This is a genomic window from Vibrio sp. VB16, from assembly GCF_015594925.2.
Taxonomy (GTDB): domain Bacteria; phylum Pseudomonadota; class Gammaproteobacteria; order Enterobacterales; family Vibrionaceae; genus Vibrio.
Genome location: NZ_CP087590.1, coordinates 1333667 through 1355931, shown reverse-complemented (window position 1 = coordinate 1355931; position 22265 = coordinate 1333667). Strand labels below are relative to the sequence as shown.

Sequence of the window (22265 nt, the reverse complement as noted above, 5' to 3'; positions counted from 1 at the left end):
ATAAACCGCTTATGCTTTCGGCTTTTTGCGCTTATCCGTGATTTCCCATTTACCATCAATGTATAAACCCGTCCATCCAGAAGGTTTACCATCTACTTCGGTACGAACATAGTTTTCTTTCGCCTTACGGCTGAATCGAACAACAGTCGGACGTCCGTCTGGGTCAGCAACAGGTGCGGTGGTTAGGTATTGGAATTTTGGCGAAATTCTATCTTTATAAAGAACCAATTCCTCTACCAATGGCGCACGAGTTTCACGAGATTTAGGGAAATTACTTGCCGCCATAAATAGGCCCGAAGCCCCATCACGCAATACAAAGTAAGCATCTGAGTTTTCACACGGTAATTCTGGCAGGTGTACTGGGTCTTCTTTAGGTGGCGCGACATCACCATTCCTAAGTATCTTACGAGTATTCTTACACTCCTCGCTAGTACAACCCATATACTTACCAAAGCGACCATTTTTGAGGACCATATCAGAGCTACATTTATCACACTCAACAATAGGGCCATCATAGCCTTTCAGCTTAAACTCACCTTTTTCGATTACATAGCCTTCGCAGTTCGGATTATTACCACAAACATGAAGCTTACGCGTATCATCGATCAGATAAGCGTCCATTGCCGTTTCACAAATTGGACAACGTTTCTTCGCTCGCAATGCTGCCGTTTCGACGTCTTCTTCCAAGACGTTAATAACGCCTTCTTCATCCCCCAAATTAATCGTTGTCTTACAACGTTCTTTTGGTGGCAGCGCATAACCAGAACAACCTAGGAACACGCCTGTTGACGCAGTACGAATTCCCATAGTACGGCTACAGGTGGGACATTCAATATCTGTTTCTACGATGTGGTTGGGCTTCATACCCCCATCGTCTTCATCCAGTTCCGCTTTCTTAAGATGGCTTGAAAAATCGCTAAAGAAGTTATCTAACACGCCTTTCCAATTCGTTTCACCTTCAGCAACTTGGTCAAGTTTCTGTTCCATACGAGCGGTAAAGTCGTAGTTCATAAGGTCATCAAAGCTGCCATCAAGACGGTCAGTAACAATCTCTCCCATCTTCTCAGCATAGAAACGACGCTGAGCCACTTTCACATAACCACGATCTTGAATCGTGGATATAATCGACGCATAAGTAGATGGACGGCCTATGCCACGTTTTTCTAACTCTTTAACCAATGCCGCTTCAGTGAATCGCGCAGGCGGTTTAGTAAAATGCTGTTTAGGTTCTAGGTCTTGCAGATCCAGTTTATCCCCGACTTGAACTGCCGGTAATATTTGGTCTTCATTTTTTCCCATTGGTCTTTGAACGCGAGTCCAACCATCAAACTTAAGGATACGACCTTTCGCTTTTAGGGTGAATTCGGCGGCCTTAACACTGACGGTAGTAGAATCATATTTCGCTGGTGTCATCTGGCAAGAAACAAACTGATTCCAGATAAGTGAGTAAAGCTTGACCGCATCGGCTTCCATACCTTGCAGATCATCCGCCTTAACTTCTACGCTTGATGGACGAATAGCTTCGTGCGCTTCTTGCGCACCCGCTTTACTACCATAGCGAATGGCGGCATCTGGCAGATATTTATCACCAAACTCAGACGAGATATAGCCACGAAGTGTCTCTACCGCTTCCGCGCTTAAATTTGTAGAGTCAGTACGCATGTAGGTGATATAGCCCGCTTCATAAAGTCGCTGAGCTAACATCATGGTCTTCTTAACTCCATACCCCATACGGGTACTCGCGGCTTGTTGCAGCGTTGAAGTAATATAAGGAGCCGATGGCTTACTTTGAGTGGGTCTATCTTCACGTTTACACACTTCATAACTTGCGTTATCAAGGGTAGCAACGGCCGACATCGCTTCCGCTTCAGCACTTGGCCTAAAATTTGAGCCGCTTCTTTGTGCAACCATCAAACGGAAATCGGTTTTATCCGCCGTTTTGGTATTCGCGTGGATATCCCAAAACTCTTCAGGGATAAACGCGTTGATTTCGCGTTCACGTTCTACCAGTAGCTTAACGGCAACGGACTGTACACGGCCAGCGGAAAGCCCTCTCGCAACTTTCTTCCAAAGTAACGGAGAAACCATAAAGCCAACGACACGATCCATAAAGCGACGTGCTTGCTGTGCGTTAACACCATCCATGCTTAACTCACCAGGAGTTTCAAAAGCCTGTTGGATTGCATTTTTAGTAATTTCGTTAAAAACAACTCGCTTATATCGCTTTTCATCACCACCGATGATCTCACGAAGGTGCCAAGCAATGGCTTCTCCTTCGCGGTCTAAATCGGTTGCGAGATAGACGGTATCTGCATCTTTCGCTAGTTTCTGTAACTCGGCTACCACTTTTTCTTTACCAGGTAGCACTTGATAGTTGGCTTCCCAGTCATTAAATGGGTCAATACCCATTTTTTTGATTAGTGATTTACGCTCTTTCTCATTCTTAATACGAGCTTTATCTTCCGGGCTCATACCTTTCGTCGAAATCGCCGCCGCTTTTTGGCCACTACTCTGGCCTGCCGTAGGAAGGTCTCTTACATGACCGACACTCGACTTAACAATAAAGTCTTTACCAAGATATTTGTTGATGGTTTTTGCCTTGGCAGGTGACTCCACTATAACAAGTGATTTACCCATAATAGACTCTGACATCCTCAATCATTGCGATGGCTATAATTCGATTGATAGCGTTAATATTCACTATCAAAACCTATACCAAATTTTAAGTTTCTATTTTTACTATTGAGCGAGAGCGCCAGAAGATCAACAAATATTTTTCATTTTAATTCTATCTGGTCGACTTATAGACAATAATTCGACGCTCTAAACTAGACGACGCACATAGTAATCAGCTACAAATTTATTTCCCTTATAAAACGAAGGATTTATGTCGCAGCTCACAGTTTCTTTATGCTTTAACTACGATTAAAGGTAATTTAAGCGTTGATTTTGATCTTTGAATGCATAAACTGTCAAAAAATCAATTTTTACCTAGGCAAAATAATTATGAGCGATAAAAAAAGTGTTTCCGAATTTGATCTTCTATTGATTGCAAACCAGATAATCCAAGATAGTGATGGTTATATAGAGGGAATGCACGCAGATTCCGTGATAGAAAAGGATGACATTTTTGTATTTAAGGGCCAATATTTCCTAGACGCAAACGGCTTACCAACAGCGGATACTACAGCTGTTTTCAACATGTTCAAATACCTCGCGATTAACCTATCTAAAGAATTTACGCTTCAATAACCTATTTACATGAGAGAGAATATCCACCGCTTTGGCGTATATAACTCGCATTACTATCCTTAGATAGTGTGAGATTCCCGCTTTCACGGGAATCTCAAGAGTTCGGCAACAATACATCCATCTACTGTGTCCTACTGAGACCTTTTAACTTGTCAAAGTAGTCCGGGAACGTTTTGGATGTACATGCCGGATCATTGATCGTAACGGGTGTATCACTTAATGCAACAAGAGAGAAGCACATTGCCATTCTATGGTCATCGTAGGTATCGATTACAGCATGGTTAAGTTTATTGGTCGGCGTAATAGTAATATAATCTTCACCTTCTTCTACTTCCGCACCAACTTTACGTAGTTCTGTCGCCATCGCGGCTAAACGATCGGTCTCTTTAACTCGCCAGTTGTAAACATTACGAATAACCGTGGTACCTTTTGCAAATAGAGCGGTTGTCGCGATGGTCATTGCCGCATCCGGAATGTGGTTAAAGTCCATATCTATCGCGTTTAATTCGCCAACCCGTGAGATGACATAATCGTCCCCCCACTCTATTTCTGCACCCATTTTCTCTAGCGCATCCGCAAATTTAATATCGCCTTGAATGCTGTTCTTCCCTATACCCGTGACCTTAACCTCACCACCTTTTATAGCAGCTGCGGCCAAGAAATACGAAGCAGAGGAAGCATCCCCTTCAACGAGAAAATCGCCGGGTGAGGTGTAATTTTGCCCAGCAGGAATAACAAATTGTGCGTAATTATTATTGATAACATCAACGCCAAACTGCTTCATTATGTGTAACGTAATATCGATATATGGTTTAGAAACTAGTTCACCATCAATATTTATGGTTACTTCACCCTCAGCAAGGGGAGCCGACATCAAAAAAGCCGTTAAAAATTGACTTGATATTGAGCCATCAATCGAAACGCTCCCTCCTTTTAATCCGGTCCCTTGGATTTTTAATGGGGGATAGTTTTCATTTTCTAGATACTCAATTTGAGCACCAGCACTGCGTAATGCATTAACTAAATGTCCTATCGGACGCTCTTTCATGCGAGGTTCGCCAGTTAATACGTAGTCGCCTTCACCTAAGCATAAAGCGGCGGCTAGTGGACGCATAGCGGTTCCTGCATTACCAAGAAAGAGTTCTAATACACTGCTGCTTTGAAATGATCTCCCTAGACCTTCTACTTCACAAATCGTTTTATCATCTGAAAGTGTATATTGCACACCCAAAAGTGATAATGCGTTGAGCATATGACGGATATCATCACTATCCAACAGATTGGTAAGACAGGTCGTGCCTTTGGCAAGAGCAGCAAGTAACAATGCTCGGTTTGAAACACTTTTTGAACCAGGAAGGTTTACTTCACCATTTACTTGATGAATAGGTTGTAGCGTAAGGGATTCCATTGAATAGATTGTCGATAAATTCTTCGTGTTAGCAGACTAGCGAAATTTGTTTAGGTTGGCTAGTGAAAATGACGAATCATTCATTTATGATATACAAATGGCCGAAATTGATTAACTCACATTACTAGTTGGATAATAGACCTCCCTCCATGACCATTTATTTACCAGAACTAGATTCAGACTTACTCTTATTCCCTTCACCTGAAGAAGCGTTGAAGGAGCCCAATGGATTGCTTGCTTTAGGAGGAGACCTAAAAGTCGAACGACTAGTTGAGGCCTATAACCATGGCATATTTCCATGGTATAGCTCTAGTGAGCCTATACTTTGGTGGAGCCCCTCACCTAGAGCCGTTATTGTTCCTAGTGATTTTAAGCCCTCTCGTAGCCTGAAGAAGTTTTATCGTCAATCGAACTACACTATCAGCATCAACGTGAACACGAAAAGAGTCATTGAATTATGCGGTTCATTAAGGGATGAAACCGAAATGTGGTTGAACCCAGAGATGCAGGTTGCATATAGTCAACTCGCTTCAACAGGGCACTGCCATTCGGTTGAGGTTTGGCAAGATCGCGAACTCATTGGTGGGTTATATGGTATCCAGGTTGGTAAACTGTTTTGTGGTGAGTCCATGTTTAGCACCAAAACAAACGCATCAAAAATTGCATTATGGGCCTTCTGCGAACACTTCCATTCCTATGGTGGTGAATTAATCGACTGCCAAGTGCTTAACCCACACACTCATTCTTTAGGGGCGATTGAGTTATCTCGTGCCGAGTTCTTAGAAAAGCTTGAGGTTTTAAAATCAGAGAGACTCGATAGCGCTTGTTATCAACCGCAGTGGCTCAATATTCCACCTTCGAATAAGCTGTAAATGGAGAAGTGTAATGCCCGCTGAATCTCGACAGATTAAGATTGGCTTGTCTAGTCAAAATCACTGCAATTACCTAGAAGACCGAATGGAAAGAGTCGCGGTTGCGATGGATGACGAACTGCATACTGAAAGCAATTATGAAATGCTTCTGGCAAATGGTTTTAGACGTAGCGGCAATACAATATACACCCCGCATTGTGACAACTGTAATGCTTGTCAGGCAATCAGGATATTCATCCCGGACGTCGTGCTCACTAAAAGCCAAAAAAGATTGAAAAATAAAGCACAGACGCTGAATTGGCAGATGAAGAATGAGATGGACGAGAATTGGTTCGAGCTATATAGCCGATACATCAACAAAAGGCATACAAATGGCAGCATGTACCCACCTCAAAAAGATGTTTTCGCTCAGTTTTCCCAGTGTGATTGGTTAAATACCCAGTATCTACACATTTATGACGGAAAGAATCTGGTCGCTATTGCAGTCACCGATGACATGCATCTTAGCGCGAGCGCCTTCTACACTTTCTTCGACCCTGACTACCCGCTATCCCTTGGTACTGTTGGTGTATTGATGCAAATAGAATATTGCAGTCAAACCAATAAACAGTGGCTATATTTGGGCTACCAAATAGACGAATGCCCAGCAATGAATTATAAAGTGCGTTTTCATCGCCATCAAAAGCTAGTAAATCAACGATGGCAAGGGTAGAATACTGCCCAACTTTACTATATATACAATTAATGACCATCGCGTCGTTAATAATCGCCTGATTTCTAAAGAGGATTAAATGGCTAAAGAAGACGTAATTGAATTGCAAGGCACTGTTCTTGATACTTTGCCTAACACTATGTTCCGTGTTGAGCTTGAAAATGGTCACGTTGTGACAGCTCATATCTCTGGTAAAATGCGTAAAAACTACATTCGTATTCTTACTGGCGATAAGGTAACTGTTGAGATGACGCCATACGACCTTTCGAAAGGACGTATTGTTTTCCGTGCTCGTTAATCGCTCAACGATTACGTACCTATAAAAAAACGGAGCATAGTGCTCCGTTTTTTATTACATAAAATTGAATCATTAAGTCCGCTTTAACGATAAACAAGATGGATGTAATTACGCAAACTGCGTCACCACACCCATGCTGTTATACGTTAACTAATGAACGGGTTCTTCCTGTGCATTGAAATAATGGAATTCCAGCTCACCATCCGTCAGATCAACTTTTACTGTGCCACCATTCACTAGCGAACCAAACAACAATTCATTTGCGAGCGGTTTCTTTAGTCTATCTTGAATGACACGTCCCATTGGACGAGCGCCCATCGTCTTATCATAGCCTTTAGTGGCTAACCAGCACCTTGCATCTTCAGAAACTTCTAAAGAGACACCACGAGCGTCTAAGAGCGCCTGTAATTCAACAATAAACTTATCTACTACTTGATGAATAACGTCTTCGCTCAAGCTATTAAACCAAATAATACTGTCTAAACGGTTTCTAAACTCTGGCGTAAAGACTTTCTTTATTTCAGCCATCGCATCGGTGGTATTGTCTTGTTGAATCAGACCCATCGATTTTTTCTCTGTTTCCGAAACCCCGGCATTCGTTGTCATAACTAGAATGACATTTCGAAAATCAGCTTTCCGACCATTATTGTCCGTCAGGGTGCCGTTATCCATTACTTGCAACAACAGGTTGAAGATATCTGGATGCGCTTTTTCAATCTCATCTAACAGCACAACGGCATGTGGGTTCTTTATAACCGCATCCGTTAGTAAGCCACCTTGGTCATAACCTACATAACCTGGAGGCGCACCAATTAATCGGCTAACAGAATGACGTTCACCATACTCAGACATATCAAAACGAAGCAGTTCGATGCCAAGCAGTTTCGCCAGCTGCAAGGTAACTTCTGTTTTACCAACACCGGTAGGACCGGCAAATAAGAATGAACCGACAGGCTTGTTGTCTGCACCTAATCCAGCCCTTGTCAGCTTTATCGCTTCACTAAGTACTCCAATAGCAGGATCCTGACCAAACACGAGCATCTTCATCCGTTTTTCAAGTTCTTGTAACGTGTCTTTGTCTGAAGATGAGACAGATTTTTCAGGTATGCGAGCCATTTTCGCGACCATCGACTCGATATCCGCGACGCTCACCGTTTTTTTACGGCGATTCGCTGGCATCAGTCGACTGCGAGCACCAGCTTCATCAATCACGTCAATCGCTTTATCTGGTAGATGACGTTCATTGATGTACTTTGCTGATAACTCAACCGCGGCTCTAAGCGCTTTATTGGTATAGCGGACTTCATGATGTGCCTCGTATTTTGATTTGAGACCAATCAGAATCTTAGTGGTATCGTCTAACGACGGTTCGATAACATCTATCTTTTGGAACCGTCGAGAAAGCGCACGTTCTTTTTCGAAAATACTGCTGTACTCTTGATAGGTAGTTGAGCCAATACAACGCAATTTACCGCTACTCAGTAGTGGTTTAATTAGGTTCGCCGCATCTACCTGACCACCTGACGCTGCGCCAGCACCAATAATGGTGTGGATCTCGTCTATAAAAAGAATGGCATCTTTTTCGTTTTCTAGTTGCTTAAGTATCCCTTTAAATCGCTTCTCGAAATCACCACGATATTTTGTACCCGCCAATAAAGAGCCGATATCAAGAGAATAGATTATGCTGTCTTGAATAACCTCTGGTACTAAGCCTTCAACAATACGCCAAGCGAGGCCTTCTGCGATGGCCGTTTTTCCGACACCAGCTTCACCAACTAACAATGGGTTATTTTTGCGTCTACGACACAGAACCTGGATAGTTCGCTCCAGTTCCTTATCTCGACCAATCAACGGATCTATGTCGCCGTTCTTCGCAACATTATTTAGATTGGTCGCAAAAGCTTCTAAGCGTTCATCTGCTGGGATATCTTCTTGTTGTGGGCTGCTACCAAAAACATCAGGTGACGATTCATCATCCTTATCGGATGACTTAGAAATACCATGGGAGATATAGTTAACAATATCCAATCGACTCACATCATGTTTTTTCAACAAGTAAGCCGCGTGGGATTCCTGCTCACTAAAGATGGCGACCAGAACATTTGCACCTGACACTTCGTTGCGACCAGATGACTGAACGTGAAAAACCGCTCTTTGCAATACGCGCTGAAAACTCAGTGTTGGTTGCGTCTCTCTGCTTTCATCATTTTCAGGGATAAGTGGTGTAGTTTGATCAATGAAGGTATCTAGCTCAATTTTCAACACCTCAATATCAGCCTTACAGGCTTTGAGTGTTTCCCTTGCTGCGTTGTTGTCCAGTAGAGCGAGTAACAGGTGTTCGACCGTCATAAACTCATGCCGTTTATCTCGAGCACGGGCAAAAGCGCCGTTAAGACTTGTTTCTAATTCTTTGTTAAGCATAAGTACCTCCGCAAAGAGCAACCAGTGTCCGGTGAATAGCGACTAAACTACGCTTGTTCCATCGTACACAAAAGCGGGTGCTCGTTTTCCCTCGAATACACAGTGACCTGAGCCACTTTTGTTTCGGCAATTTCAGCAGTATAAGTGCCACAAATAGCCTTACCTTCGTAATGAATTTGAAGCATTATCTGAGTTGCCTTCTCCAAATCCATGGAAAAGAATCTCGCCAGTATATCTATGACAAAATCCATCGGTGTATAGTCATCATTATTTAAAATGACATGGTACAAAGATGGCGCTGTGACCTTAGTTAGTTCTTTCTCCAGTAGGTCTGAATCTGGAGTGACCCATTCGTATTGTTTGCTCATTTCTACATCGAGTTGTTGAAAAGTTAAAACATAACTTTTCCTTAACTTAGAGCCTAATTCACCATCGGTGTACCTGCAAATAAAACTTTGTCATCTTTGAACTTTCTACGCCTGATCGAACAAAACCTAAGCAACTTCGCATTTAATGAACAAATACGTACCAGTTTGCACAATAGATCACAAAGTTAGTAAATTGTTAATCTCAAATCTGAGTTGTTGCATATTTTTTACGTTTTTGTGGTGTTTTAGTATTGACTGTCCTCTCTGATTGGCTAAATTATGTTCTGTAGTGACAGTGAATTAGGCAGCAAAATGGTTTACTCACTACAATTTACGCATTTTAGACGTAAATATGATGAAACAACTTCAGTTACAAAATGCATGAGGGATGTAAAGCATGGCTACAGGTACAGTTAAGTGGTTCAACAACGCCAAAGGATTTGGATTTATCTGCCCAGAAGGTGAAGACGGAGATATCTTTGCTCATTACTCGACGATAAAAATGGACGGATACCGTACATTGAAAGCGGGTCAGCAGGTATCTTACGAAGTTGAAGACGGACCTAAAGGTTCCCACGCTAGTTCAGTTGTTCCCGTTGAAGGTCAACAAGCAAAATAATAACAATGCTGCCTTAAATGATGTAGTAGAGAAAACAAAAAACCCGCCAAATTAAGCGGGTTTTTTTATTTTTTGATTTACATTACAAGTTATCTATCAATTGATTTAACGTAGCACTAGGTCGCATCAACGCTGATACCAAAGCATCAACAGGGGCATAATAGCCACCCAACTCACCTTTAACACCTTGCACTTGATTTAATTCATTCACAATGACATTTTCGTTAGCATTAAATTGCGCGGCAACCGGTGCAAACTCTTTCGCAAGTTGTGCATCCTGTGTCTGCTCTTTTAACGCCTCAGCCCAATACATTGCTAAATAGAAATGGCTTCCTCGGTTATCTAACTCACCAACTCGACGAGAAGGCGACTTGTTAGTATCTAAGAATTTACCTGTTGCCTTATCTAACGTATCAGCAAGAACCTTCGCTTTTGCATTACCAGTGACAACACTTAAATGCTCTAAAGAAGCGGCCAGTGCTAAGAACTCACCTAGCGAGTCCCAGCGCAAATGGTTTTCTTTTTCTACTTGTTGTACGTGCTTTGGTGCTGAGCCTCCTGCACCTGTTTCAAACAATCCACCACCATTCATTAGTGGTACTATCGAAAGCATCTTAGCGGATGTACCGAGTTCTAAAATTGGGAATAAGTCAGTCAGGTAATCTCGAAGAACATTACCTGTAACTGAAATGGTATCTAAACCCGCTTTTATTCTAACCAAAGAGAACTTTGTCGCTTCAACTGGAGACAGAATCTTAATCTCTAATCCAGAGGTATCATAATCAGGTAGATACTGTTCCACTTTTTTGATTAACTGAACGTCATGAGCACGCGCTTCGTCTAACCAAAAGATCGCAGGGACTCCCGTTGCACGAGCACGAGTAACAGCAAGTTTTACCCAGTCTTGGATTGGCGCATCTTTTACTTGGCACATTCGGAAGATATCGCCTTCCTCTACCGCCTGTTCCAGTAACACGACACCAGACGCATTGACAACCTTAACGGTGCCCGCTTCTTGAATAACAAATGTTTTATCGTGCGAACCATATTCTTCTGCTTTTTGCGCCATCAAACCAACATTTGGTACGCTTCCCATCGTTGTCGGGTCAAAAGCACCATTTTCTTTACAGAAATCGATAACGGTTTGGTATACACCTGCATAGCAGCGATCTGGGATCATTGCTTTGGTATCTTTTTGCTTACCATCTGGACCCCACATTTGACCAGAAGCTCGTATCATTGCAGGCATCGAAGCATCCACAATTACATCGCTCGGTACATGCAGGTTTGTGATACCGCGATCTGAATCAACCATAGCCAAAGGAGGTTGAGTGTCGTATACACTTTGTATCGATGCTTCAATTTCTTCTTTCTGAGCTTGTGGTAGATCTTGGATTTTCGCGTAAACATCACCAATACCGTTATTAACGTCTACACCTAGCTCATCGAAAAGCTGGCCATATTTTTCGAATACCGTTTTGAAATATACCTTAACCGCGTAGCCAAAGATGACCGGGTCAGATACCTTCATCATTGTCGCTTTTAGATGAAGCGACAACAATACATCTTCTTGTTTTGCTTTTGCCGTTTCTGCTTCAAAAAATGCAACAAGTGCTTTTTTGTTCATTACTGAGGCATCGATAATTTCTTTATCTTTCAATGCTATTTTTTCTTTAAAGATAACCGTATCACCACTTGCTTTAACAAGCTGAATGCTTACTTCATCCTCACCGTCAATAGTGACGGAGGTTTCGCTACCAAAGAAATCATTGTCTGACATGCTAACAACATCAGTATTGGAATCTTTAGCCCAAGCGCCCATTGAATGTGGGTTTTTCTTGGCATAATTTTTCACTGATGTTGGCGCTCGGCGGTCTGAATTACCTTCACGTAACACAGGATTGACTGCGCTACCTTTAATCTTGTCATAGACAGCTTTTACCGCTTTCTGCTCATCGTTTGTCGCTTCTTCAGGATAGTTAGGTAACGCGTATCCTTTAGACTGAAGTTCCTTAACTACCGCTTGTAGCTGTGGAACAGACGCAGAAACATTGGGAAGCTTGATAATATTTGCTTCTGGGGTTGTAGCTAATTCGCCTAGCTCTGCTAATGCATCGTCAATGCGTTGGTCTTCTTTTAAATACTCTGGGAAGTTCGCTATTACACGTCCCGCTAACGAAATATCACGAGTATCAACGTCAATACCAGAAGATGCTGTAAACGCTCGAATAATTGGCAGCAATGAGTGCGTTGCCAAAGCTGGAGCTTCATCTGTAATGGTATAAATGATGGTCGGTTTTTCTGTAGGCATGAAATTTCCCTATAATTTTGCAGGCTAATTGGATGAGAAGAAAGCCCGAATTTAATTAACACAATTGACTATAAAACATCCTCAAGATTCAACTGTGCTTGTTTGCTCTTTACGATCAAGTTTAATGAGCTTGACCACTCCATAAGCAGTTACATCGTTATAATTAAACAATCAACGTAAGTTAGTTTATCATAACGTGCAGCAATCCATATTTTCGGCGCAAAAATAATAGCTTAGTTTTCCTAATATTCAAACTTTTACACACAATTTGTTTACATAAATGTAAGGTAGTTAACATGTCTTCGCAGTTAAAATGCACTAAATCCAAACAATTCAATAAGTCGAGTTCTTCGCATTTTAAACACGCACTCCCTGTTTCTTCGAGTAAAAGCAGAGCCAAGAGTCGCAGGACTAAGCCAACTATCTCGCCGGAAGAAAGAAAAGTGATCGTGTTCAACAAACCTTACGATACTTTAAGCCAGTTTACCGACGGAGAAGGAAGAAAAACCTTAGCGGATTATATACCCATTAAAGATATTTACGCGGCAGGCAGGTTAGATAGAGATAGCGAAGGATTGATGATCTTAACTAATGACGGCATCTTGCAAGCAAAGTTAACTCAACCGAGCTCAAAATCACCTAAGACCTATTGGGTCCAGATCGAAGGAGCGCCAAAAGAGTCGGACATAGATAAACTTAGAAAGGGGGTCGAATTAAAAGATGGTTTAACGCTTCCAGCGATCATCGAAGTGATGGACGAACCGAATATATGGCCGCGAAATCCGCCGGTTCGTTTTAGAGCCGCAATCCCGACGACTTGGCTATCGATTACGATTTATGAAGGGAGGAATCGCCAAGTGCGTAGAATGACCGCAAATATTGGCCACCCTACTTTACGACTTATCCGTTATTCAATGGCAAACCAAAATCTTCAAGATCTGAAACCCGGTGAGTTCCGAGTCATTGACATGCAATAACACGATATTAACGATGTGATTGAACCGTTTGTGGCGACTCTACTCCCCTTGCATGAAGCTTAAGTCAGGCAGCATATCAAGGTGTTGTGCGTAGCGTTTCTCATCGAACTTACCATCGTTTTTCATCACATCAAATATCTCTATCGTTAATGCACAGGCCATCATCGCTTTAGCATCTTCCTTTGATGACCCAGTCATCATTAACCTCATTAAAGTCTCAGTGACTTTTTTTGGTTGTCCATCTGCCAACTGATTGTCTATCGTTTCGAGCAATTCAGCTTCACCCATAAATTCATTTTGTTCGGTCATTTTGTTGTCTCTTCTAAAATTCTGATTAAACTATGACAGATAATTGCTAAAACTCGAAAATAATTCCACATCAATTCAATTTTTACTCTTCTTGGAAGCTCAAAAACTGTGAACAGCGTCGCTAAACTGTATCCTTTAAAATCTTTCTGGTAGAATCATCGCCCGTATGATCTTAGTGGTAAAAAACAATGTCTGATAACAGCGAAAAGAAAGTCATTGTCGGAATGTCCGGCGGTGTAGATTCATCCGTATCTGCCTATCTTCTCCAACAACAGGGTTACCAAGTAGAAGGCCTGTTTATGAAGAACTGGGAAGAAGATGATGGTGAAGAGTACTGCACTGCAGCTGAAGACCTTGCTGATGCCCAATCGGTTTGTGACAAGCTAGGTATCTATCTTCATACCATTAATTTCGCAGCCGAGTATTGGGATAACGTATTTGAATACTTTTTAGCCGAATATAAAGCAGGACGTACGCCAAACCCTGACATTCTTTGTAATAAAGAGATTAAGTTCAAAGCATTTCTAGAGTTTGCCGATGAAGTCCTTGATGCTGACTATATTGCCATGGGACATTACGTCCGTCGAACCTTCCCACAACAAGGGAAGAAACCACAGATGTTGCGTGGTATTGATGGCAACAAAGACCAGAGTTACTTCCTGTATACACTGAGCCACGAACAGGTTGAACGAAGCCTTTTCCCCGTGGGTGAGCTAGAAAAACCAGAGGTCCGCCGTATCGCGGAAGAGCAAGGCCTGATTACGGCTGAGAAAAAAGACTCTACAGGTATCTGCTTTATCGGTGAACGAAAGTTCACCGATTTCCTTGGTCGCTATTTGCCCGCACAACCGGGTCAGATAGAAACGTCTGATGGAAAAGTAATTGGCGAGCACCAAGGGCTGATGTACCACACGCTAGGCCAGCGTAAAGGCTTACATATCGGTGGCCAGAAAGGTGGTGGCGGTAATGAAGATCCGTGGTATGTTGCTGACAAAGACTTAAAGCGAAATGTGCTGATTGCAGTTCAAGGGGCTGACCATCCGCTTCTAAAATCAACTGGATTGCTCGCATCACAGTTACATTGGGTAGACAAAGGTGTAATTTCAGAACCAATGAGTTGCACAGTAAAAACACGTTATCGTCAACAAGATATTCCATGTACAATCATCCCTGTCGACGACGAAAATATCAAAGTAATCTTTGACGAGCCACAAGTTGCTGTGACACCGGGGCAATCTGCGGTATTTTATAGAAATGATATTTGCCTTGGTGGTGGTATCATTGAACAAAGAATTTAATTCAAAACGAATTTAACACCTTATTAGGAGCTCTACGTGGCAAATACACTTTATGATCGTACGATTGCTTTTGCTGGCATATGCCAAGCTGTTGCACTAGTCCAACAGGTAGCAAAAGACGGTTATTGTGATACTGACGCGTTTGAAGCTTCTGTTAAAGCTATTATCAATACTAATCCTTCCAACACACTGGAGGTTTACGGTCGAGAGTCTGACTTAAAGATCGGACTTGAGTGCATGGTAAAAGGCATTGACAGTACACCAGCCGGAAGTGAAGTCACTCGCTACATCATCAGTTTGATGGCATTAGAACGCAAGCTAAATGAAAAGAATGAAGCGATGGCACAGTTAGGTGAACGCATTCAAATGATTGAACGCCAGGTGAATCATTTTGACCTTTTCGATGAGCAGATGATAAGCAACATAGCAAGTATTTACCTCGAGGTAATCAGCCCCATTGGTCCTCGTATTCAAGTAACTGGCACCCCATCCGTATTACAGCAAACCACTAACCAACACAAAGTTCGCGCTCTTTTGCTATCTGGCATCCGTAGTACTGTACTTTGGAGACAGGTTGGTGGTAAGCGTCGCCATATGGTATTTGGCCGTAAAAAAATGGTCGAACAGGCACAAATACTTTTAGCTCGACTTTAACATCTAACACCCACTTTATTCAGGAGAATCACCATGGAACTGTCAGCATTGACTGCTGTTTCACCCGTAGACGGACGTTACGGAAGTAAAACGATTGCGTTACGCAGTATCTTCAGCGAGTACGGTCTACTAAAGTATCGTGCTATCGTTGAAATTCGTTGGTTACAGAAGCTTTCTGCAACGGATGCAATAAAAGAAGTACCAGCATTCAGTGCCGAAGCAAACCAGTTCCTTGATGAACTCGCCGCAAATTTCAGCGAAGCCGATGCTCAACGTATCAAAGACATTGAGCGCACAACAAACCATGATGTTAAAGCCGTTGAATATTTCTTAAAAGAGAAGGTAGCGGACGTACCTGAGCTGCATGCGGTAAATGAGTTTATCCACTTTGCATGTACCTCTGAGGATATCAATAACACCTCACATGCATTAATGCTTAAAGAAGCGCGTGAGACGGTTATTCTGCCAGAACTTCGCAACATTATTGATGCGATAAAAGCCCTGTCCGTAGAGTACAGAGATATTCCTCTTCTATCACGTACCCATGGTCAACCTGCGTCTCCTTCTACCATGGGTAAAGAGATGGCAAACGTTGCTTATCGCATGGAGCGTCAATATAAGCAGATACAAAATGTCGAGATTCTGGCAAAAACCAATGGTGCTGTAGGTAACTATAACGCCCATCTATCGGCTTATCCTGACGTTGACTGGCATGAGTTTAGTGAAACGTTTATCACTGAGTCATTAGGTGTAACGTGGAATCCTTATACTACTCAAATTGAACCGCATGACTATATAGCTGAATTGTTTGATGCTATCGCTCGCTTTAATACTATTCTTATCGATTTTGATCGTGATGTTTGGGGTTATATTGCTTTAGGTCACTTCAAACAAAAAACGATTGCAGGTGAAATCGGTTCTTCTACAATGCCACATAAAGTAAACCCGATCGATTTTGAAAACTCAGAGGGTAATCTGGGACTTGCTAACGCTGTTTTTGGTCATCTTGCCCAAAAACTACCTATCTCTCGCTGGCAACGGGATCTTACCGACTCGACGGTACTTAGAAACCTCGGCGTGGGTTGTGGATATGCCATTATCGCTTACACTTCTACGCTTAAAGGCATTAGCAAGTTGGAAATTAACCGCGCTGCACTTCTTGCGGAACTAGACAAAAACTGGGAAGTGTTAGCCGAACCAGTTCAAACTGTCATGCGCCGCTACGGTATTGAAAAGCCCTACGAAAAACTAAAAGAGTTAACCCGTGGTAAACGTGTGGATGGCGAAGCGATGCGTCGCTTTATCGACGGCTTAGAAATACCTGAGGACGAGAAAGTACGCCTCAAAGAGATGACACCCGCTAATTACATTGGCCAAGCTATCGAATTAACAGATAAGCTATAATCTTAAAGCGTAACGAATTAGAAAGGTTGCTGATGGTTAGCAACCTTTTTTATTTTCAATCCAATTAACTATGTGACTTAAATGAACATTCAATACATCGCCGATAAGGATGTGACTCCCGTTATCGATGCACAACTCCGGTATATTTTGAGCACCTGTTTTGCAGAAGACGCGGCGATATTTAGCCAACAACGATTTTTCAACGAAATGCCGCCGCATCGCTATTTTGTTCTCGACAATTCTGAAAACATCGTCGCCCACATCGCTGTACATGAAAAAAACGTTATCATCGATGATGTTGAACTACCCGTCGCTGGGATTGCTGAAGTATGCGTTCTACCCCGTTATCGCAAGCAAGGTTTAGTCCATAACATGTTGGACCATATTCACAAACAGCTAGAAAAAAAAGGCATTCATTTTTCAATACTGTTTGGTGATTACTGCATCTATAACTCAAACGGGTACCAAGATGTCACCAACCTAATTATATTTTTAGACGGGCAATGGAAACCAGTCAAAGCAATGGCGTGCGGTATCACATCCCACTGGCCGAAAGAACCGGTTAAACTTGAAGGCGCTCCTTTTTAAAGCGTCGACTAGTTGAGTTCCTCTTTTTATTATGAGGCGTTATCGAACACATCAAACTAGACTTTGAATTGTCCTACTAGTGTTTGCTGTTCAGCGGAAAGCTCAGCAATTTGCCTACCAATAGATTCCGAAGACTCCGTTTGGCTCAATATCTGCCCGCTAAGATCTCTGATATTAGAAACACTCTGGTTTACTTCCGTCGATACCAATTGTTGTTCTTCCGCCGCCCGCACTATCTGACTATTCATCTCACTAATTTCTGCAATAGCTTCAAATACGGCATTTAGCTTCTCAACAGCATTTTGTACCTCTGTCGATGTATTCATCGCGAGGTCATTACCCTCTTGAATAGCGTTAACAACGTCCTTAGTGCCCAACTGAACCCTCTCAATCATCTGTTTGATTTCATCCACTGACGATTGGGTATTACTTGCTAAATTGCGAACTTCATCAGCAACTACCGCAAATCCACGACCATATTCGCCTGCCCTCGCCGCCTCAATTGCAGCGTTTAGAGCGAGTAAATTTGTCTGTTGAGAGATCGCTTCTATCACACCTAAAATTTCTGTAATGCTAACATTATTCGACGCTAACTCTTCTACCACTGGTACGGCTGCACTCATGCGGCTAACCAACCTATCCATCTCCACCGAGGAGCGAGAAATAACATCTTGTCCGAGGGTGGCCGCTTCATTGGCTTTCGTCGCCGCGACGACGGCCACATCCGCATTTTGGAAGACAAGCCCAGCAGTTTGTGTCATCTCTTCCGAAGCCGTCGCCACTAAGTCTACTTCTTTAAATAGTGAACCACTGTTATTGCGAGTGAAGATCGCCGCATCTTGCGCTTCCGTGGTCATCGTCGCGACTTGAGAACTGGTGTCGACGACCTGCTTAATTGTCGTTTGTAGCTTCCCTAAAAAATGATTAAATCCGTCGGCGAGCTGACCAATTTCATCCCGGCTCTTAACCTCAATTCTCTGGGTTAAATCGCCTTCACCAGAAGCAATATCTTCTAAGCGAGTGACCACTTCTTTTATCGGCTTAACTAAGGCACGTGCACTGATGGCGATAATACTCAACCCAATAACCACTAGAAAAACGCCGACCATTATTTCAGAGCTAACACTATTGCTAATACTCTTGGTAATTGCATCATCTAATTGATTCGCATCTGACAATACACTCTCAGCGGGTATCTCAAGCAGAACGCCCCAGTTTTGGTTTGCAATCTCTGCAGGGGCAAACACAATCAACCAGTTGTCATCTTGGCTCCACGTTGTCTGTAGAACCGCAGCGCTAAGAAAGCGCTTGAGTTCATCGTTAGAAATACTCGTAGCAGAAAAACTCTTTCCTATTTCACTCTCCATTTCATCGCTGGCAACCAGTGTCCCATTTGCGCTTAAAATGGAGACTTTCCCCTTTGCATCAAAGAGTTTTTTATCCGTATGAAGTGCAATATTTTGTAGATCACTCAGGTTTAAAACGATCCCTAATACGCCGACAACTTCATCATCTTTAATTAGTGGATACGAGATTGAGGACGTAAATACACGTGTACCAGAAAAATCAGTGAAAGAAGGTGTCGAGATACAACTCTGTGCCGTTTTCTTCGGACAGACAAATTTTTCTGCATTGGCTTGATCGGTTAATTCCTGTTCAGACAATACACTAGAAACCGCATCACCTCCGGGTTCCATCTGGCGCCAATGTGTCGAAAACCGTCCAATTTCATTGGATCCAACATAATCTGCACCATGATAGTTGCTATCTTCACTGTCTAAGGCGTCTTGCTCAAACACTAAATAGATGCTTTTAATTGCGTCAAAACTTTCTACAGATTGACGTAACATATCTTGCAATGAGGTTCTTAATACCTCACTAGAGGTAAAGTTATCCTCTGCATTCTGTTGCAAAAATAGTGTTGTTTTGGCCAACATTTCTGCACGATTCAAAGCCTCATCAAGATACTTGATCGCTTCTGTCGCATTTTGTTGTGATTGAGCTTCGAGCAGTTTCTCTGATTTAGAGATGACTGATTCGGTACTGTACGTTTTTATCGTTTTTTGGTTTTCATATGCATTGAAAACAGAAAAACCTATGAGGGATATGGAAGTCAAAACAAGGCACAACCCTGAGAGCAGGGAAATTTTCCATTGAACAGACATTGACCGCATGTTAAATCCTTTTACGTAGCGAATGAGCGTTAATACAGAGAGTAAATAGTTATCGACACTTTGATCGATAAGTTTAATTACATTTGCTTTTGTTTCAAACTATTAAAAACAAAAAAGCGCAGAAAGTAGTTTCCTGCGCTTTATTTGTATAACACTTGTGAATACTACACTTTAAATTGATTCAATATAGTTTGTTGTTCTATAGAAATATGGGCGATTTCCTTGCCAACTTTTTCTGCAGAGCTCGCTTGCCCTAAAATTTCAGCACTTAGATCGCGAATATTAGAAACGCTCTGATTGACCTCCGTAGATACCGCTTGCTGCTCTTCTGCTGCTCGGACTATCTGAGTATTCATATCTGTTATTTCAGAAATTGCTTCAAACACAGAGCCCAGCTCACTTACTGCTTGTACTACCTGAGTCGAGGTATTATTTGCCAACTCATTTCCGCTATGAATAACAGCAACGACCTGTTTAGTTCCGGATTGAATATTATCAATCACACTACCTATTTCGCTCAATGAATCTTTTGTACGACTTGCTAGGTTTCTTACTTCGTCTGCAACCACCGCAAACCCTCTGCCCTGCTCACCTGCTCTCGCCGCTTCAATGGCCGCATTTAAGGCAAGTAAATTTGTTTGTTCGGAAATACCTTCGATGACGGCAAGGATCTCGGTAATACTCAAATTATATTTCGCTAATTCTTCAACAATTGGTACTGCATTACTCATCTGCTCAACCAGACGACTCATTTCAACGGCGCAGTTTTCGATGACCTGTTGGCTCTCCGTCGCCGCCTTATTGGCCTTAGTCGCCGAATTGACCGCCATATCCGCATTTTGAAAAACAAGTCCCGCAGTTTGAGTCATCTCTTCTGAAGCCGTAGCGACCAAATCAACCTCTTTAAACTGTGAGTCACTGCTATTTTTAATCTGAGTCGCAGCCTGTTCGGCTTTAGCGGTAGTATCTGCCACTTGATTGGACGTTTGAATAACTTCTTTAATTGTTCCTTGTAGTTTTTCTAGGAATAGGTTGAAGTTATTCGCCAACTGACCAATTTCATCTTCGGATTTTACTTCTAACCGCTGCGTCAGATCACCTTCGCCAGAAGCGATATCTTTTAAGCTCGCCACTACCGTTCTGATGGGAGCGACCAGTTTTAATGCCGCGATGGCGATAATGACAAAACCAACCACAATGAAGACGATTCCCGCCACCAATTCAGCAACGATACCTTTATCAATTTGTTGTTCAATTATGCGATCTAGGTGTTCTGCATCCGCAATCACACTAGACTTTGGCATCTCTAATAAAACAGCCCATGTCTTGTTCGCGATATTGATTGGCGCATAGGCCACTAGCCAATCACCGTCTTGCGACCATTGTGTCTCAACCGTTTTCTGGCGGATTAATCCGTTCATATCAGAATCTGAGATATGCGTACTGTGATAGGTTTCGCCAATCTTTATATCTGGGTTATCGCTGGCGATAACCATTGTCTGGTCAGTTAGAATCGACACCGAGCCTTTTGCATCAAAGAGGTTTTTGTCTGTCTGCTTTGCCATTGCAATTAGGTTGTCTAACTTAAGATCAATCCCCATAAACCCTATAACTTCGTTATCAGCAAGTATTGGCATAGATATCGTCGTTGTTAATGTACTGATATCACCATAGTCACTAAACCTCGGTGTGCTCAAGCAGCTACTCTTGGATTCCAAAGCACAGGTAAAACGCTCGCGATTGCTCTCTTCAACTAATAGTGATTCATAAAGGATATTAGAGAGAGCCTTCGTCCCTTCAACGTTTATTGCCCAGTACGTGGCAAATCGACCTATCTCGTTTGAACCAGCATAATCGGCACCCATGAACTCGTCATCTCTTCCGTCCAATGCATTCTTATTGAAAACGAGGAATGCACTTTGTAGGGTATCAAATCGCTCAACTGAACGTCTGATCTGTTCGTCTTGCGCCATCCTAAGTTCTTCACTCGAAGTCTCATTAAATTCGGCATTCTCTTTCATGAGCAGAGCCGTTTCTACCATCATTTCGGCGCGGTAAAAGGCTTCAGATAGGTATTTTTGTATCTCTACAGAATTAAGTTGAGACTCACTTTCTAAGATCTTAGTCGACTTCTTGATCACCGACTCAGCACTACTTTCTTTAATGATATTTTGATTCTGTTTGGCGTTATAAACTGAAAAGCTAATAAGTGCGATGGAAGTAAGTATCAGACAAAGCCCAGAAAGAAAGGTGATCTTCCATTGAACGGATAACTTTTTCATATTTATGCCCTATAAATTTAACTCATCAAATCTATTACCGACGTCGTTATCGACTATAAACCTAATAGAATAATGACAATCTGGTCACTATTTGTTCCTATACAAATTAACCACAGAATTGTTCCTTTTTGAATGAAAACGTTTCCACTAGCACTTATCGATCACAGTTTTCACGTTTGAAACGAGCATGTTATCTATTCTATGAGCCAGACGATAGACAATCGAAGAAACAGCACTTTTATGTCAACATGTCATTTGACCTGCTGAGAAAATAGAAAGAAATCAGGGTTAGCGATCACGAAAGAAAAGTAAGGGGTA

The 22265-nt window shown here is 42.3% G+C and carries 18 protein-coding genes; 10 read left to right on the top strand and 8 right to left on the bottom strand.

What is annotated here, in order from left to right; all coding sequences use genetic code 11:
- Positions 1 to 9: 9 nt before the first annotated feature.
- Positions 10 to 2637 (bottom strand): type I DNA topoisomerase, encoded by a 2628-nt coding sequence (topA, locus tag IUZ65_RS06390; RefSeq protein WP_195705020.1) that lies wholly within the window; start codon positions 2635 to 2637, stop codon positions 10 to 12.
- A gap of 369 nt (positions 2638 to 3006) precedes the next feature.
- On the opposite strand from topA, the gene IUZ65_RS06385 reads away from it, so the two are divergent.
- A complete protein-coding gene (locus IUZ65_RS06385; protein WP_195702950.1) occupies positions 3007 to 3252 on the top strand; it encodes a DUF2498 family protein in 246 nt (81 codons plus the stop codon).
- Positions 3253 to 3373: 121 nt separating this feature from the next.
- On the opposite strand, the gene aroA is transcribed toward IUZ65_RS06385, so the two are convergent.
- The gene (gene aroA / locus IUZ65_RS06380) at positions 3374 to 4660 is read right to left on the bottom strand and encodes a 3-phosphoshikimate 1-carboxyvinyltransferase (RefSeq protein WP_195702949.1); all 1287 of its coding nucleotides are present in this window, start codon (positions 4658 to 4660) and stop codon (positions 3374 to 3376) included.
- A 149-nt stretch (positions 4661 to 4809) separates the two neighbouring features.
- On the opposite strand from aroA, the gene aat reads away from it, so the two are divergent.
- The 3 genes from aat (at position 4810) to infA (ending at position 6542) form a co-directional block, all read left to right on the top strand.
- A complete protein-coding gene (gene aat / locus IUZ65_RS06375; protein WP_195702948.1) occupies positions 4810 to 5532 on the top strand; it encodes a leucyl/phenylalanyl-tRNA--protein transferase in 723 nt (240 codons plus the stop codon).
- A gap of 13 nt (positions 5533 to 5545) precedes the next feature.
- Entirely contained in the window at positions 5546 to 6244 is a 699-nt protein-coding gene (locus IUZ65_RS06370) for an arginyltransferase (RefSeq protein WP_195702947.1), read from the top strand.
- Positions 6245 to 6323: 79 nt separating this feature from the next.
- Entirely contained in the window at positions 6324 to 6542 is a 219-nt protein-coding gene (infA, locus tag IUZ65_RS06365; protein WP_005600159.1) for a translation initiation factor IF-1, read from the top strand.
- A 150-nt stretch (positions 6543 to 6692) separates the two neighbouring features.
- On the opposite strand, the gene clpA is transcribed toward infA, so the two are convergent.
- Both clpA and clpS read right to left on the bottom strand, forming a co-directional pair.
- Positions 6693 to 8963: an ATP-dependent Clp protease ATP-binding subunit ClpA gene (gene clpA / locus IUZ65_RS06360; RefSeq protein WP_195702946.1), complete on the bottom strand. Its 2271-nt coding sequence runs from the start codon at positions 8961 to 8963 to the stop codon at positions 6693 to 6695.
- Positions 8964 to 9010: 47 nt separating this feature from the next.
- A complete protein-coding gene (gene clpS, locus IUZ65_RS06355; RefSeq protein ID WP_195702945.1) occupies positions 9011 to 9331 on the bottom strand; it encodes an ATP-dependent Clp protease adapter ClpS in 321 nt (106 codons plus the stop codon).
- A 397-nt stretch (positions 9332 to 9728) separates the two neighbouring features.
- Here clpS and cspD point away from each other — a divergent pair, with 397 nt between their 5' ends.
- Positions 9729 to 9950: a cold shock domain-containing protein CspD gene (cspD, locus tag IUZ65_RS06350; protein ID WP_195702944.1), complete on the top strand. Its 222-nt coding sequence runs from the start codon at positions 9729 to 9731 to the stop codon at positions 9948 to 9950.
- An 82-nt stretch (positions 9951 to 10032) separates the two neighbouring features.
- Here cspD and IUZ65_RS06345 read toward each other — a convergent pair whose 3' ends face one another.
- Positions 10033 to 12261 (bottom strand): NADP-dependent isocitrate dehydrogenase, encoded by a 2229-nt coding sequence (locus IUZ65_RS06345; RefSeq protein WP_195702943.1) that lies wholly within the window; start codon positions 12259 to 12261, stop codon positions 10033 to 10035.
- Positions 12262 to 12557: 296 nt separating this feature from the next.
- On the opposite strand from IUZ65_RS06345, the gene IUZ65_RS06340 reads away from it, so the two are divergent.
- The gene (locus IUZ65_RS06340) at positions 12558 to 13238 is read left to right on the top strand and encodes a pseudouridine synthase (RefSeq protein ID WP_195702942.1); all 681 of its coding nucleotides are present in this window, start codon (positions 12558 to 12560) and stop codon (positions 13236 to 13238) included.
- A gap of 39 nt (positions 13239 to 13277) precedes the next feature.
- Here IUZ65_RS06340 and IUZ65_RS06335 read toward each other — a convergent pair whose 3' ends face one another.
- Complete coding sequence (locus IUZ65_RS06335; RefSeq protein WP_195702941.1) at positions 13278 to 13547, bottom strand: hypothetical protein; 270 nt, start codon at positions 13545 to 13547, stop codon at positions 13278 to 13280.
- A 188-nt stretch (positions 13548 to 13735) separates the two neighbouring features.
- Between IUZ65_RS06335 and mnmA the strand changes: the two genes are divergently transcribed.
- From mnmA to IUZ65_RS06315, 4 genes are all read left to right on the top strand, one after another.
- Positions 13736 to 14845 carry a tRNA 2-thiouridine(34) synthase MnmA gene (gene mnmA, locus IUZ65_RS06330; RefSeq protein WP_195702940.1) on the top strand — a complete coding sequence of 370 codons (1110 nt, stop codon included), beginning with the start codon at positions 13736 to 13738 and terminating at the stop codon, positions 14843 to 14845.
- A 36-nt stretch (positions 14846 to 14881) separates the two neighbouring features.
- Positions 14882 to 15499 carry a high frequency lysogenization protein HflD gene (gene hflD / locus IUZ65_RS06325; RefSeq protein ID WP_195702939.1) on the top strand — a complete coding sequence of 206 codons (618 nt, stop codon included), beginning with the start codon at positions 14882 to 14884 and terminating at the stop codon, positions 15497 to 15499.
- A gap of 33 nt (positions 15500 to 15532) precedes the next feature.
- A complete protein-coding gene (gene purB, locus IUZ65_RS06320; protein ID WP_195702938.1) occupies positions 15533 to 16903 on the top strand; it encodes an adenylosuccinate lyase in 1371 nt (456 codons plus the stop codon).
- A gap of 81 nt (positions 16904 to 16984) precedes the next feature.
- Positions 16985 to 17491, top strand: a complete 507-nt coding sequence (locus tag IUZ65_RS06315; protein WP_195702937.1) for a GNAT family N-acetyltransferase — start codon at positions 16985 to 16987, stop codon at positions 17489 to 17491.
- A gap of 56 nt (positions 17492 to 17547) precedes the next feature.
- Here the strand turns inward: IUZ65_RS06315 and IUZ65_RS06310 are convergent, their stop codons facing one another.
- Together IUZ65_RS06310 and IUZ65_RS06305 are read right to left on the bottom strand one after the other, a co-directional pair.
- Positions 17548 to 19665, bottom strand: coding sequence for a methyl-accepting chemotaxis protein (locus IUZ65_RS06310; protein WP_195702936.1), 2118 nt, complete (start codon positions 19663 to 19665; stop codon positions 17548 to 17550).
- Positions 19666 to 19829: 164 nt separating this feature from the next.
- Positions 19830 to 21947, bottom strand: a complete 2118-nt coding sequence (locus IUZ65_RS06305) for a methyl-accepting chemotaxis protein (protein WP_195702935.1) — start codon at positions 21945 to 21947, stop codon at positions 19830 to 19832.
- Positions 21948 to 22265 lie beyond the last annotated feature (318 nt).